This is a genomic window from Streptomyces sp. NPDC031445 (assembly GCF_055581365.1).
The window spans coordinates 1-14,951 of record NZ_JBVIJO010000001.1 but is presented as its reverse complement, the minus strand read 5'-3'; the positions used below and the strand labels follow the sequence as shown (position 1 = coordinate 14,951).

The following is a 14,951-nucleotide window of genomic DNA, read 5'->3' as shown; positions in this document are numbered from 1 at the left end:
GCCGACTCCGTCACACGTCCGTCCCGCGGGCCCCTCGTCAGCCCGCGACCGGGTCGCCCTTCGTGTAGGTGAGGCGCTCCACCGCGCCCGGCCGGAAGGTGTCCTCGATCTTCTTGCCGTTGACGTACAGCTCGATCGCACCGGCGTCGCCGAGGATCAGGTTGATCTTCGAGCTGTCCTGGAACGTCTTGGACTCGCCCTTCTTCAGCAGCCCGTCGTAGAGCATCCGGCCGTTGTGGTCCTTGGCCGAGATCCAGCTGCGTCCGTTGGGCGCGCTGACCTGGACGGTGACCTTGTCCTGCGGGGCGGCGGCGATGGCGCTGTCGGAGGGCTCGCCGGTCGGTGCGGCCGGCGTCGCCTTCTGCGGCGTCGGCGCGGCGGACTTGCCGGGCGCGGGCGTCCCGCCCCCGGCGACCTGCGACTTCGCGTCACTGGAGGCTCCGCCGCCCTTGAACGCGGTGAACCCGACGAACCCGATCACGACGACGATCGCGGCGACCATCGCGGCGGTCCAGTTCGGGCCGCGCCGCTCGGGCCGGATCCGCTCCGCCTCGAACAGGGGTGCGGCGGGGGTGGGCGCGGGCCGGCCGCCGTGCTCGGCGTCGTACTGGGCGATCAGCGGCTCGGGGTCTAGGTGCACGGCCTTGGCCAGCGTGCGGATGTGGCCACGGGCGTACACATCGCCGCCACAGGGGGCGAAGTCGTCCGCCTCGATGGCGCGCACGATGGCGATACGGACACGAGTGGCACTGCTGACGTAGTCCACGGTGAGCCCGGCCGCGATCCGCGCCTGCTGAAGCGCGCGGCCCACGGAAGGCCGGGCTTCCTGGGGCTCGTCTCGGAACGGACGCTCGTCTTCAGGGGAGTTGCCGATGGACACGGGGGCGCCTTTCGAGCGTGTAGCCACCTGTGCTGGAAGCTCAGTCTAGGGGGGGTACGAAAGGGTGGGACAACCGGACGGTAGGACATTCGTGCGCCATCGGGATGGCCGGACAATCCGATGGTTTGACAGGCTGGTACCCCATGATGGGGCGGCTACCTGTCCTTTCGCTCAACTGGACGTACGACAAAGGGAAACGGTTGCCCGCCGGTCGCTAACGGGTGGGTCACGGCGATCCCGCCACCCGGCGTAAGCCGCGTCCGCCGAACGGCCCTTCGACTCACCCCTACGACTCCCCGCGGAGCACGGCGAGCACGCCGTCCAGCTCGTCGGGTTTGACCAGGACGTCACGTGCCTTGGAGCCCTCGCTCGGCCCCACGATGTTGCGGGACTCCATCAGGTCCATGAGCCGTCCGGCCTTGGCGAAGCCGACGCGCAGCTTGCGCTGGAGCATGGACGTCGAGCCGAACTGGGTGGAGACGACCAGCTCGGCCGCCTGGCACAGCAGGTCGAGGTCGTCGCCGATGTCCTCGTCGATCTCCTTCTTCTGCTTGCTGCCCACGGTGACGTCGTCCCGGAAGACCGGCGCCATCTGCTCCTTGCAGTGCCGGACGACGGCCGCGACCTCCTCCTCGGTCACGAAGGCGCCCTGCATACGCGTGGGCTTGTTCGCGCCCATCGGCAGGAACAGGCCGTCGCCCTTGCCGATCAGCTTCTCGGCGCCGGGCTGGTCGAGGATGACCCGGGAGTCGGCCAGCGAGGAGGTGGCGAAGGCGAGCCGGGAGGGCACGTTGGCCTTGATCAGACCGGTGACCACGTCGACCGAGGGGCGCTGGGTGGCGAGCACCAGGTGGATGCCGGCCGCGCGCGCGAGCTGCGTGATGCGCACGATCGCGTCCTCCACGTCCCGCGGCGCGACCATCATGAGGTCGGCCAGCTCGTCCACGATCACCAGCAGGTACGGGTACGGCTGAAGCTCGCGCTCGCTGCCCTCGGGCGGCTTGGCCTTGCCCTCGCGCACCGCGCGGTTGAAGTCGTCGATGTGCCGGTATCCGTAGGCGGCCAGGTCGTCGTACCTGAGGTCCATCTCGCGGACGACCCACTGCAGCGCCTCGGCGGCCCGCTTGGGGTTGGTGATGATCGGCGTGATCAGGTGCGGGATGCCCTCGTAGGCGGTCAGCTCCACGCGCTTGGGGTCGACCAGGATCATCCGGACGTCCTCGGGGGTCGCCCGCATCATGACCGAGGTGATCAGGCAGTTGATGCAGGACGACTTGCCGGAGCCGGTGGCGCCGGCGACCAGCATGTGCGGCATCTTCGCCAGTGAGTGCATGACGTACCCGCCCTCGACGTCCTTGCCGAAGGCGACCAGCATCGGGTCGTCGTCCTCCGCCGACTCCGCGAGGCGCAGCACGTCACCGAGGTTGACCATCTCCCGGTCGGTGTTCGGGATCTCGATGCCGACCGCGGACTTGCCGGGGATCGGGCTGATGATCCGCACGTCCGGGCTGGCCACCGCGTACGCGATGTTCTTGGTCAGCGCGGTGATCCGCTCCACCTTCACGGCGGGGCCGAGTTCGACCTCGTAGCGGGTGACCGTCGGGCCGCGGGTGAAGCCGGTGACGCGCGCGTCGACCTTGAACTCGGTGAAGACCTGGGTGAGCGAGGCGACGACGGCGTCGTTGGCGGCGCTGCGGGCCTTGCCGGGGCCGCCGCGCTGGAGCAGGTCCAGGGAGGGCAGCGCGTAGGTGATGTCGCCGGACAGCTGGAGCTGTTCCGCGCGCGCGGGCAGCTCGCGGGGTTCCTCGGGGGCCTTCTTGGTGAGGTCCGGGACGGAGCCGGTCGCCGGCTTCTGCTGCTCGGGACGGGCCGCCGGGACCGGCCTGGGTGCGGGAGCGGGGGCCGGTTCGGCGGCGGGGGCCGGCGCGGGCACCGGGGTGGTGTCCTCGCGCTCGCCCGCGCTCACTCCCTGGGTGAGGTCGGCGACGAGCGGGGACGGCGGCATGCCGTGCTGGACGGCGCCGTCGAGCGCGGCGGCGGCGGCCGCCGCGACGTCCACGGCGTCCATCTGACGCTGCGGGTCCGGCTGTGGCACCGCGGAACGCCTGGGGCGCCCGCGGCGCTGCGTGAGGGCCTCTTCCTCGGCGCTGTCGGGGTCGTACGCGTGCGGGGCGGCGGCACGCCGGCGGGGGCGCGCGGGCGTCGCCTCGCGCCACTCGTCGTCGTAGTACTCCTCCCCGTACCGGTCCTCCTCCGGGTCGCGCAGCACGCCCAGGTGCACGCCGAGCGTCCGCAGCCGCTGCGGGATGGCGTTGACCGGGGTGGCGGTCACTACGAGCAGCCCGAAGACGGTCAGCAGCACCAGCAGCGGTACGGCGAGCACCTCGGTCATGGTGTACGTCAGCGGGGTGGCCGCCGCCCAGCCGATGAGGCCGCCGGCGTCCCTTATGCCCTGCATGCCGTCGCTGCGCGCGGGCGAGCCGCAGGCGATGTGGACCTGGCCGAGCACGCCGACGACGAGGGCGGACAGGCCGATCACGATCCGCCCGTTGGCCTCCGGCTGTTCCGGGTGCCGGATGAACCGTACGGCGATCACCGCCAGCAGTATCGGCACCAGCAGGTCGAGCCGGCCGAAGGCACCGGTGACCAGGATCTCGACCAGGTCGCCGACGGGGCCGCGCAGGTCCGCCCAGGTGCCGGCGGCGACGATCAGGGCGATGCCGAGCAGTAGCAGCGCGATGCCGTCCTTGCGGTGGGCCGGGTCGAGGTTCTTCGCGCCCTGCCCTATGCCGCGGAAGACGGCGCCGACGGCGTGCGCCAGGCCGAGCCAGAGGGCGCGCACGATCCGGTACAGGCCCCCGGTCGGGCCGGGCGCCGGCCGCGCGGGCGCGGCCTTCCTCGCCGGGACCTTCTTGGCGGGAGCCTTCTTGGCCGGGGGTTTCCTCGGGGCGGCCTTCCTCGCCGGAGCCTTCGCGGGAGCCGCCGCCTTCTTGGCGGGCTGCTTCTTGGCTGCGGAGGGACGTGAGGCCATGGTGTGAGGTTACCGGGGGAGACGACAGCGGACACGCGTGCCCACAGCTTCACCCGTTCGTGTCGTGCCTGCCGGGGACCGGAACTGACGCACACTCATCCGGGACCCCGGCCCGGTGTACGCCAGTTCCGCCCGTGCGTCAGTTCCGTCTGACCGTCAGTTCTGCGAGGGCACCGAGGTACCGGCGCCGCCCGCGCCCGGCTCCAGGGCGTCGAGCGCACGGCGCAACCCGGTGAGCTTGCGCTCCAGATGGGCCGCCGTGGCCACCGCGGCGGCGTCCGCGGAGTCGTCGTCCAACTGCTTGGACAGCGCCTCCGCCTGCTCCTCGACGGCCGCGAGCCGCGCGGACAGCTCGGCGAGGAGCCCGGCCGGCTCCTTGCCGGCGGCTCCGCCCTTGCCACCGCCCTCCAACTGGAGCCGCAGCAGCGCCGCCTGCTCCCGCAGCTGGCAGTTCTTCATGTACAGCTCGACGAAGACCGAAACCTTCGCACGCAGCACCCACGGATCGAACGGCTTGCTGATGTAGTCCACCGCGCCCGCCGCGTAGCCCCGGAAGGTGTGGTGCGGGCCGTGGTTGATCGCCGTGAGGAAGATGATCGGGATGTCCCGGGTGCGCTCGCGCCGCTTGATGTGCGCGGCGGTCTCGAACCCGTCCATGCCCGGCATCTGGACGTCCAGCAGAATGACCGCGAAGTCGTCCGTGAGCAGTGCTTTGAGCGCTTCCTCCCCGCTCGATGCCCGCACCAGCGTCTGATCGAGCGCAGAGAGGATGGCCTCCAGCGCCAGCAGATTCTCCGGCCGGTCATCGACCAGGAGGATCTTGGCCTTCTGCACCATGGCCCGCCCTCCTCGCCCCGGCGGTACACCGGGCGCCGCCCCAGGGGACGACTCCCTTTCGCCGCCCGTCCTTGTGCCGGTCATCGTAGCCGCACCCCGCCTGTCGACACACCCTGTCACCGCGATGTCACTGTGCACACAGCGGAAACGCGGCGAGACCCCGGATGGTTCCCGGAATCCAGGCTTCCGCCGCGTTTCCGCTCTTCATCATGCAGCAACTCCCCGCCTCCGCCGGAGATTCCCCCGACGTTCACCGCACACCCGTCCGATCCGTTCACCATGGTCACTCCGCGGTCACTCCGCGGTCATCCACTGACGCATCACCGTCAGCAGGTGATCGGGATCGACCGGCTTGGTGACATAGTCGGAGGCTCCCGACTCGATCGCCTTCTCCCGGTCGCCCTTCATCGCCTTCGCGGTCAGCGCGATGATCGGCAGCCCCGCGAACTGCGGCATCCTGCGGATCGCCGTGGTCGTCGCGTACCCGTCCATCTCCGGCATCATGATGTCCATCAGGACGACCGCCACGTCGTCGTGCTGCTCCAGCACCTCGATGCCCTCGCGGCCGTTCTCCGCGTACAGCACCGACAGGCCGTGCTGCTCCAGGACGCTGGTCAGCGCGAACACGTTGCGGATGTCGTCGTCGACGATCAGCACCTTCTCGCCGCCGAACCGCACCACGCGGCCCTGCTGCGGCGCGCGCTCCTGCTCCGGCACCGCCGTCCACTGCTCGGGGCGCTGCCCGCCCTCCGGCAGGCTCCGCCGCCGGCGCCTGAAGAGCGCGGCGGCGCCGTTCTGCGTCTCCTGGTACGACTTCACCTCGGCCGGCGTCTCGATCTCCACCGCGGACAGCTCCGAGGACAGGTGCGCCTCGGAGGCCACCAGGTCGCCGGCCTCCAGCGCGGGCACGGACTGCTGGTAGCCCTGCGGCGGCAGCTCGCTCGGGTGCAGCGGCAGGTAGAGCGTGAACGTCGAGCCACGGCCCGGTTCGCTCTGCGCGTGGATCTCACCGCCGAGCAGCTGCGCGATCTCCCGCGAGATCGACAGGCCGAGACCGGTGCCGCCGTACTTGCGGCTGGTGGTGCCGTCCGCCTGCTTGAACGCCTCGAAGATCACCCGCATCTTGCTGGCCGCGATGCCGATACCGGTGTCGGTCACCGAGAACGCGATCAGCTCGCCGCCCGGATCGCGCAGCGAACCGGCCTCCAGCAGCTGCTCCCGGATCGACTGCGGCACGCTCGCGCCGGCGGGCCGGATCACCAGCTCCACCGACCCGGAGTCGGTGAACTTCACCGCGTTGGACAGCAGGTTGCGCAGCACCTGCAGCAACCGCTGCTCGTCGGTGTGCAGGGTGGCCGGAAGCTCCGGGGAGACCCGCACGGACAGGTCCAGGCCCTTCTCCGCCGTCAGCGGCCGGAAGGTGGCCTCCACGTAGTCCACCAGCTGGACGAGCGCGATCCGCGTCGGCGAGACGTCCATCTTGCCCGCCTCGACCTTCGACAGGTCGAGGATGTCGTTGATCAGCTGGAGCAGATCGGAGCCTGCGCCGTGGATCGTCTCGGCGAACTCCACCTGCTTGGGCGAGAGGTTGCCCTCGGCGTTGTCGGCGAGCAGCTTCGCCAGGATCAGCAGCGAGTTGAGCGGGGTGCGCAGCTCGTGGGACATGTTGGCGAGAAACTCGCTCTTGTAGCGCATCGACACCGCGAGCTGCTCGGCACGCTCCTCCAGGACCTGCCGGGCCTCCTCGATCTCGGTGTTCTTCACCTCGATGTCCCGGTTCTGCCGGGCCAGCAGCTCGGCCTTCTCCTCCAGCTCGGCGTTGGACGCCTGGAGCGCCTTCTGCCGGTTCTCCAGCTCGGCCGACCGCTCCCGCAGCTGCTCGGTCAGCTCCTGCGACTGCTTGAGCAGCTGTTCGGTCTTGGTGTTGACCGAGATGGTGTTGACGCTGGTCGCGATCATCTCGGCGATCTGGTTGAGGAAGTCCTTCTGGATCTGCGTGAACGGGGTGAAGGACGCCAGCTCGATCACACCGAGCACCTTGCCCTCGAACAGCACCGGCAACACGATGACCTGCGCGGGCGGCGCCTCGCCGAGCCCCGAGGAGATCTTCAGGTAGCCGCTCGGCGCGTCCGACACCAGGATCGTGCGCTTCTCCTGCGCGGCCGTGCCGACCAGCGCCTCACCGGGCCGGAACGACGTCGGCATGGAGCCCATCGAGTAGCCGTACGAACCGAGCATCCGCAGCTCGTAGTCGTCCTCGCCGTTGCCGACGCCCTTGCCCTCCATGAGCGGCATCGCCACGAAGAACGCGCCGTGCTGCGCCGACACCACCGGCGTCAGCTCGCTCATGATCAGCGAGGCCACGTCCTCCAGGTCCCGGCGGCCCTGCATGAGGGCCGAGATCCGGGCCAGGTTGCCCTTGAGCCAGTCCTGCTCCTTGTTGGCGATCGTCGTGTCGCGCAGGTTGGCGATCATCTTGTTGATGTAGTCCTGGAGCTCCTGGATCTCGCCGGACGCGTCCACGTCGATCTTCAGGTTCAGGTCGCCCCGGGTCACCGCGGTCGCCACGCGCGCGATGGCCCGCACCTGCCGGGTCAGGTTCCCGGCCATCTCGTTCACCGACTCGGTGAGGTCCCGCCACGTGCCGTCGACGTCCCGCACACGGGCCTGACCGCCGAGCTGGCCCTCCGTACCCACCTCGCGGGCCACGCGCGTGACCTCTTCGGCGAAGCTGGACAGCTGGTCGACCATCGTGTTGATCGTCGTCTTCAGCTCGAGGATCTCACCGCGGGCGTCGATGTCGATCTTCTTCGTCAGGTCACCCTTGGCGATGGCCGTGGTGACCATGGCGATGTTGCGCACCTGACCGGTCAGGTTGGACGCCATCTGGTTCACCGACTCGGTGAGGTCCTTCCAGGTGCCGGCCACGCCCGGCACGTGCGCCTGGCCGCCCAGGATGCCGTCCGTGCCCACCTCACGGGCCACCTTGGTGACCTGGTCGGCGAACGAACTCAGCGTCTTCACCATGGTGTTGATGGTGTCGGCGAGCTGGGCGACCTCGCCGCGCGCCTCGATCGTCACCTGCCGCGTCAGGTCACCGTTGGCGACGGCCGCGGCCACCTGGGAGATGTTCCGCACCTGCATGGTCAGGTTGTTGGCCATCAGGTTGACGTTGTTGCTCAGGTCCTTCCAGATGCCCGTGACGCCCGGTACGTGCGCCTGGCCGCCCAGGATGCCCTCGGTGCCCACCTCACGGGCCACCCGCGTCACCTGCTCTGCGAAGCTGGACAGCTGGTCGACCATCGTGTTGACCGTCGTGACGAGCTCGAGGATCTCGCCCTTCGCGTCCACCGTGATCTTCTTCGACAGGTCGCCCTTCGCGACCGCCGTCGTCACCTCGGCGATGTTGCGCACCTGGATCGTCAGGTTGTTCGCCATGAAGTTCACGGACTGCGTGAGGTCCTTCCAGGTGCCGGAGACCCCCTGCACCTCGGCCTGGCCGCCGAGCATGCCCTCCGTACCCACCTCACGGGCCACGCGCGTGACCTCCTGGGCGAACGACGACAGCTGGTCGACCATCGTGTTCAGGGTGTTCTTCAGCTCCAGGATCTCCCCGCGCGCGTCCACGGTGATCTTCTGGGACAGGTCACCGCGCGCCACGGCGGTGGCGACCTGCGCGATGTTGCGCACCTGGGCCGTGAGGTTGCCGGCCATGCCGTTCACGGAGTCGGTCAGGTCCCGCCACACACCGGCCACACCGGGCACCTGCGCCTGCCCGCCCAGGCGGCCCTCCGTACCCACGTCCCGCGCCACGCGGGTCACCTGGTCGGCGAAGGCCGACAGCTGGTCGACCATCGTGTTGATCGTGTTCTTCAGCTCGAGGATCTCGCCGCGCGCGTCGACGTCGATCTTCTGCGACAGGTCACCGCGCGCCACGGCCGTCGTCACCTGGGCGATCTGCCGCACCTGGGACGTCAGGTTCCCGGCCATGAAGTTGACGGAGTCCGTCAGCTCCTTCCAGGTGCCGGAGACGCCGTCCACCCGGGCCTGACCGCCCAGCCGGCCCTCCGTACCCACGTCCCGGGCCATCCGCGTGACCTGGTCGGCGAAGCTCGACAGCTGGTCCACCATCGTGTTCACGGTGTTCTTCAGCTGGAGCATCTCACCGGAGACGTCCACGGTGACCTTCTGCGACAGGTCGCCGTTGGCCACCGCCGTGGTCACCTGGGCGATGTTGCGCACCTGCCCGGTGAGGTTGCGGAACGCGGTGTTGACGGAGTCCGTCAGGTCCTTCCAGGTGCCGGCCGCCCCCGGCACCTGCGCCTGGCCGCCCAGCTCGCCCTCGACACCGATCTCCCGCGCGACCCGCGTCACCTCGGCACCGAACGCCGACAGCTGGTCCACCATGCCGTTGACGGTGTTCTTCAGCTCCAGCATCTCGCCGGCCACGTCGACGGTGACCTTCTGCGACAGGTCACCGCTGGCCACCGCGGTCGTCACCGCCGCGATGTCCCGCACCTGGGTGGTCAGGTTCCGGAACACCGTGTTGACGGAGTCCGTCAGGTCCTTCCACGTACCCGCCGCGCCCGGCACGTTCGCCTGCCCGCCGAGCCGCCCCTCCGCGCCGACCTCGTTCGCCACCCGTGTGACCTCGTCCGCGAAGATCCGCAGCGTCTCGGTCATCTGGTTGATCGTCTCGGCGAGCTGCGCCACCTCGCCGCGCGCCGGAACCGTCACCTTCTGCGACAGATCGCCGTTGGCCACCGCGGTGGTCACCTGGGAGATCCCGCGCACCTGCGCGGTCAGGTTGCCCGCCATGGTGTTGACGGAGTCCGTCAGCTCCTTCCACACCCCGGCCACTTCGGGCACCTGCGCCCGGCCGCCCAGGATGCCCTCCGTGCCCACTTCCCGGGCCACCCGCGTCACCTCGGAGGAGAACGCCGAGAGCTGGTCCACCATCGTGTTGACGGTGTTCTTCAGCTCCAGCATCTCGCCGGCGACATGGACGGTGACCTTCCGGGACAGGTCGCCCTTGGCCACCGCCGTGGTCACCAGGGCGATGTCCCGCACCTGGGCGGTCAGCCGGTCCGCCATGGTGTTGACGGACTCGGTCAGGTCCTTCCACGAACCCGACATGCCGCGCACCCGGGCCTGGCCGCCGAGCTTGCCCTCGGTGCCGACCTCGCTGGCCACGCGCGTGACCTCGTCCGTGAACGTCGACAACTGGTCGACCAGGTTGTTGACGGTACGGCCGACCTTCAGGAACTCACCCCGCAGCGGATGCCCCGTACCGCCGTCCGGCGCCTGCGTCCGCAGCTCCATCCGCGGCGACAGATCGCCCTCGGCGACCGCCGTGAGCACCCGGCCGACCTCCGAGACCGGCCGCACGAGGTCGTCCACCAGCGCGTTGGAGTTGTCGATGGCCGTCGCCCAGGAGCCCTCGCAGGCCCCCGTCTCCAGCCGCTCCGTGAGTTTTCCCTCACGCCCCACCATGCGCCGCACCCGCGACAGCTCACCGGTCAGATGCAGGTTCCGGTCGGCCACCTCGTTGAAGACGGCCGCGATCTCCGACATCACGCCATCCCCGGAGACCGTGAGCCGCTTGCGGAAGTTCCCGTCGCGCATCGACACGAGAGCCGCCAGCAGCCGGTTCAGGGCAGCGGTGTCCACCGTGGTGGTGCCGCCGCTCCTGCCCAGGGACGATTCGCCTTTCGCGCGCGTCCTCGTGCCTCGCGTCGCCGCGCCAGACTCCACTGTGTCCCTCCCGGAGGGGTAGACCGTTCCTGCTGTACTCGGCCGCTTCGGCCCGGCCTGCCGGTCATCGGCCTGCCGGTCGCTCACGCGTACCGATCACTGCTGCGTTCTCCTGCCAGACGAGATCCGGCCTCACCTAGGGCTGCTGCCCGCCTTACACCGAACACACGCAGCGCGACCCGACCTCCGTCAGAAGCCTGCCCAGTGTTTCACCCCGGCCCAACCAGGCCATAACAGTTCGGCAGCTTCGCACATCGTCCGCACACCCTGGGGGCGTAAACACCGGCGACCGGCATCCGCGCGGACCGCGAAGGTAAGTAACCTTGCATGCGGCTGTCCAGCCGCACCGGTCCGACCGGTCTGGGCGGTGGCACGAGTACGAGCGGGCATCGGAGGGGCGGCCGGACACCATGACCACCGGACTGATCCCCGGGGCACAGCCCCCGGAGCCACAGCCGACGGGCGAGCTGATGCCGCAGCAGCGGAGCGAGCCGGCCGGCCACGCAGCCCTGCATGTCGACAACCGGCCGAGGAGTTCTGTGATCACCGCGCGCGCGGCTGCCAGTTTCGAGCCCGTCGGACGATCGGTAGCGACCGCCCGGTCCTTCGTCCGCGACACCCTCCAGGGCTGGGGGTTCGCCGACGTCGTCGACGACGCGGTCGTCCTCACCAGCGAACTGGTGACCAACGCCGTCGTCCACGCGGGCACCCACGCGGAGGTGCTGTGCCTGCGCGCCGAGGACGGCGTGCGCATCGAGGTCTCCGACCGCTACCCGGAGCGCGAGGTGCCCCTCCAGAGCTCCGCCGTGGCCATGAGCAGCCCCGACCGCGAGGGCGGCCGCGGCCTCCAGCTCTGCGCGGCCCTGGCCACCCGCTGGGGCGTGGACTACACCCCCACCCGCAAGAACGTCTGGTTCCAGCTCGACCTGCCCGAACGCCCCGTCGGCACCCGCACCGCCGGCCCTGCCCTGCCCGCCGATCTCCTGCCGCTGGCCGACGGCCGCGTCCGCGTCGCCGTCCTCCAGGTCGACCGCAAGGGCGGCATCAGCGCCTGGAACGAGGACGCCGAGGATCTGTTCGGCTACCCGGCGTCCGACGTCATCGGCAAACCCCTCACCGAGCTGGCCGCCTGGCCGCACACCCCCGGCACCGGCACCGGCATCGCCGAGGCTCTCCAGCTCTCCCGCTGGGAGGGCACCTACGGCATCCGCGGCGCCGATGGCCGCGTGGCCCAGGTCTACGCCTCCCACCTCCGGGTCCGCGACACCGGAGGCGAACCCTCCACCGTCTGTCTCCTCGTCCGCGACCACGAGCGCGCCGTCCTGCAGACCCCCTCCCGCGTCCCGGCTGCCGACCCCGCCCCGTCCGCCGACGGGCAGAGCACCGACCCCTTCGAGGTGTTCATCGGCTCCCCCGCCCCGGACGACCTCGACGGCCTCCTCCAGCGCACGGTGGAACGCGCCCGCGACATGCTCGACGGCGACTCCGCCTTCCTCCTGCTCGCCACCGACGACGAGACGGAACTGGAGGTCCGCGCCTCCACCGGCCTGCCCTCCGCCCGCCAGCGCTTCGCCCGCGTGCCCGTCGAAGCGGGCCCCGGACGCTACGGCTCCGCCCGCATGCCCGCCGTCCACGACGACCTCGTCGCCGTCCCCGGGGCCGTACCCCTGCTCGCCGGAACCGGCATGCGCTCCGTCGTCACCGTCCCGCTCAAGGTGGAGGGCCGCCTCACCGGCTCCCTCGGCGTCGCGGCCGAGGCGCCCGGCCGGTACACCAACGAGGAGGCGCTGCGCCTCCAGTTCGCCGCCGACCGCATCGCCCTGGCCGTGGAGTCGGCCCGCCTCGGCGAACTGGAACGGCTGCGCCGCGGCTCCCTGAGCTTCCTCGTCGAGGCCTCCGACCTGCTGGCCGGCACCCTGGACCGGGACCAGACCCTCGCCCTGATGGCCCAGATGACGGTCCCGACGCTGGCCACCTGGTGCGCGGTCTACACGATCGCCGACCAGGCATCCGAGCCGTACCTGTCATACGTCCTGCACGAGGACGAGGAACTCATCGACGGCATCAAGTCACTGCTGTCGAAGGTCCCCGCACCGGATCCGGTGCCGACCCCCGGCGCCCGCGTGTGGACGGCCCCCGCCGAGATCGCCCACCGGGCCGCCCTGCGCACCTCCATGCGCAGCCTGGGCCTGGCCGGCGGCCGCACGCACCAGGTCGCCTCCGGCATCGGCCCGACGCTGGCGACGGCCTCCGCGGTCGGCGGCGAGACGGTCGTCCTGCCGCTCGTCGCCCGCAACCGCGTCATCGGCATGCTGACCCTCGGCAAGCCCACCGACGAGCACTTCCGCCAGGAGATCCTGGAACTCGCCGAGGACTTGAGCCGACGGGCCGCCCTCGCCCTCGACAACGCCCGCCTGTACTCCGAGCGCACGGCCATCAGCCAGTCCCTCCAGCGCAGCCTGCTCCCGCCGGGCCTGCCGCACATCGACGGCGTCGAGGTCGAGGTCATCTACCGCGCGGCCGGCGAGGGCAACGAGGTCGGCGGTGACTTCTACGACCTCTTCCCCATCGGCGACGGCGCGTACGGCTTCGCCATCGGCGACGTCTGCGGTACGGGCCCCAACGCGGCGGCGGTCACCGGACTGGCCCGGCACGCCCTGCGCCTGCTGGCCCGCGAGGGCCTGTCCGGCCCGGCCGTGCTGGAGCGCCTGAACTCCGCGATCCTCGACGAGGGCGACCGCAGCCGCTTCCTGACCCTCCTCTACGGCGAGCTGCGCCCGCAGGAGGACGGCAGCGCGGAGCTGAAGGTGGTCTGCGCCGGTCACCCGCTCCCGCTGCGCCTGCGTCAGGACGGCACGGTGACGGCCGCGGCCGAACCCCAGCCGTTGCTGGGCGTCATCGAGGACCTGGAGCTGTACGAGGAGACGGTCACCCTCGACCCCGGCGACGTGCTGCTCTGCGTCACGGACGGCGTCACCGAGCGCCGGGAGGGCACGCGCATGCTGGGTGACGACGGCCTCGCCGACGTCCTCACTGCCTGCACGGGTCTGACGGCGGGCGCGGTCGCGGCACGCATCATGCGCGCGGTCGAGCGTTTCGCCACCGACGCCCCGTCCGACGACATGGCGATTCTGGCGATGCGGGTCCCGGGAATCCACAAGGAAGCTTGAGGAAACACGAAAAGGCCCCACCCGGAAGGGTGGGGCCTTTTTCTGGAGCCCCCAAACGGAATCGAACCGTTGACCTTCTCCTTACCATGGAGACGCTCTGCCGACTGAGCTATAGGGGCCTGTCGTTTTCGAGGTTTCCCTCGCGGCGACGAAGAAACTGTACCCCGAGCAGGCCCGAGTTCCCAAATTCGTACGCTGCCCGGTCAGAAGGCGGGCTGAAGCAGACCGCCCAGGGCGTTGCAGGCGGACACCACGCGGTGCATCTCCCGCTTGGTGAGCGCGGCGTCCACGGGCAGCGCCAGCGTCACGTCGGCGGCCAGCTCGGTCTGCGGCAACGACACGCACCGGCGGAACTCCGGCAGCCGGTGCACGGGCGTCTTCACCGGCACCCGGCACTCGACTCCCTTGGCCCGCACGGCCCGTGCGAAAGCGTCCCGGTCAGGCCGGCCGTTCCCCGGCACCCGCACGACGTACTGCTGATAGGTGTGCCCGTCCCCACCGTCCGGCGTCCGTACGCCCTTCAACTTGGCGTCGAGGTAGGCCGCCCGCTGCCGGCGCTGCGCTATCTCGTCGTACGGCGCCTCGGACTCGCCCTGCTCCAGCACCAGCAGCCCGTGCCGCTGCCCGAGCGCGTGCAACCGGCCGATGTCGGCCCGGCGTCCGAAGCGGTGCACGGCAACCACCGCGGCCGTACGGGCGGTTACGGCCGCTTCGACCGCGTCCGGGTCGAGGCAGTAGGTCACGGGATCTATGTCGGCGAACACCGGGAGCGCGCCCGCCAGGGTCACGGCCTCGGCGACCTCGACGTTCCCGAAGGCCGGCACGACGACCTCGTCACCGACTCCTACGCCGGCGGCCCTGAGCATTGCTGCAGTTCCCATGCCTGGGATGCTGGGCTCGCAACGTGAACGACACGTTAAGCACAACAAAAAAAGGCCGGACCCCGAACCGAAGTTCAGGATCCGACCTTTTCAAGATTTGTTCGGCGGCGTCCTACTCTCCCACAGGGTCCCCCCTGCAGTACCATCGGCGCTGTGAGGCTTAGCTTCCGGGTTCGGAATGTAACCGGGCGTTTCCCTCACGCTATGACCACCGAAACACTATGAAACAAACAACCGGAACGCCCACAAAGAGGGCGACATGGTCGTGGTTTCAGAACCAACACAGTGAACGCGAGCGTCTGAGGACAAGCCCTCGGCCTATTAGTACCAGTCAACTCCACCCGTTACCAGGCTTCCATATCTGGCCTATCAACCCAGTCGTCTACTGGGAGCCTTAC

At 70.1% G+C, this 14,951-nt stretch carries 6 protein-coding genes, 1 tRNA gene and 2 rRNA genes; 1 reads left to right on the top strand and 8 read right to left on the bottom strand.

The window, feature by feature from the left end:
* Positions 1–37 precede the first annotated feature (37 nt).
* The 4 genes from ACZ5DC_RS00045 to ACZ5DC_RS00030 all read right to left on the bottom strand — a co-directional run bounded on the left by ACZ5DC_RS00045 (position 38) and on the right by ACZ5DC_RS00030 (position 10,502).
* Positions 38–880 carry a helix-turn-helix domain-containing protein gene (locus tag ACZ5DC_RS00045; RefSeq protein WP_468647761.1) on the bottom strand — a complete coding sequence of 281 codons (843 nt, stop codon included), beginning with the start codon at positions 878–880 and terminating at the stop codon, positions 38–40.
* Between the two features lie 286 nt (positions 881–1,166).
* On the bottom strand, positions 1,167–3,911 hold the full coding sequence (locus tag ACZ5DC_RS00040; protein WP_468647759.1) for a DNA translocase FtsK: 2,745 nt from the start codon (positions 3,909–3,911) through the stop codon (positions 1,167–1,169).
* A 156-nt stretch (positions 3,912–4,067) separates the two neighbouring features.
* Complete coding sequence (locus ACZ5DC_RS00035) at positions 4,068–4,748, bottom strand: response regulator (protein WP_366748420.1); 681 nt, start codon at positions 4,746–4,748, stop codon at positions 4,068–4,070.
* A gap of 294 nt (positions 4,749–5,042) precedes the next feature.
* Entirely contained in the window at positions 5,043–10,502 is a 5,460-nt protein-coding gene (locus ACZ5DC_RS00030; protein WP_468647757.1) for a HAMP domain-containing protein, read from the bottom strand.
* Between the two features lie 410 nt (positions 10,503–10,912).
* Between ACZ5DC_RS00030 and ACZ5DC_RS00025 the strand changes: the two genes are divergently transcribed.
* Positions 10,913–13,672 (top strand): SpoIIE family protein phosphatase, encoded by a 2,760-nt coding sequence (locus tag ACZ5DC_RS00025; RefSeq protein WP_468647755.1) that lies wholly within the window; start codon positions 10,913–10,915, stop codon positions 13,670–13,672.
* A gap of 43 nt (positions 13,673–13,715) precedes the next feature.
* Here ACZ5DC_RS00025 and ACZ5DC_RS00020 read toward each other — a convergent pair.
* The 4 genes from ACZ5DC_RS00020 to ACZ5DC_RS00005 all read right to left on the bottom strand — a co-directional run.
* Positions 13,716–13,791, bottom strand: a tRNA-Thr gene (locus ACZ5DC_RS00020).
* Positions 13,792–13,875: 84 nt separating this feature from the next.
* Entirely contained in the window at positions 13,876–14,538 is a 663-nt protein-coding gene (locus ACZ5DC_RS00015) for a DegT/DnrJ/EryC1/StrS family aminotransferase (protein ID WP_468649869.1), read from the bottom strand.
* Positions 14,539–14,652: 114 nt separating this feature from the next.
* Positions 14,653–14,769 (bottom strand): 5S ribosomal RNA (gene rrf / locus ACZ5DC_RS00010).
* An 85-nt stretch (positions 14,770–14,854) separates the two neighbouring features.
* Positions 14,855–14,951, bottom strand: a 23S ribosomal RNA gene (locus ACZ5DC_RS00005); the annotation flags it as partial.

What these genes read in the sequence shown, in the direction of transcription:
- ACZ5DC_RS00015 (WP_468649869.1), bottom strand. Translation starts at nt 14,538, where the DNA reads ATGCTCAGGGCCGCCGGCGTAGGAGTCGGTGACGAGGTCGTCGTGCCG.
- ACZ5DC_RS00040 (WP_468647759.1), bottom strand. Translation starts at nt 3,911, where the DNA reads ATGGCCTCACGTCCCTCCGCAGCCAAGAAGCAGCCCGCCAAGAAGGCG.
- ACZ5DC_RS00035 (WP_366748420.1), bottom strand. Translation starts at nt 4,748, where the DNA reads ATGGTGCAGAAGGCCAAGATCCTCCTGGTCGATGACCGGCCGGAGAAT.
- ACZ5DC_RS00025 (WP_468647755.1), top strand. Translation starts at nt 10,913, where the DNA reads ATGACCACCGGACTGATCCCCGGGGCACAGCCCCCGGAGCCACAGCCG.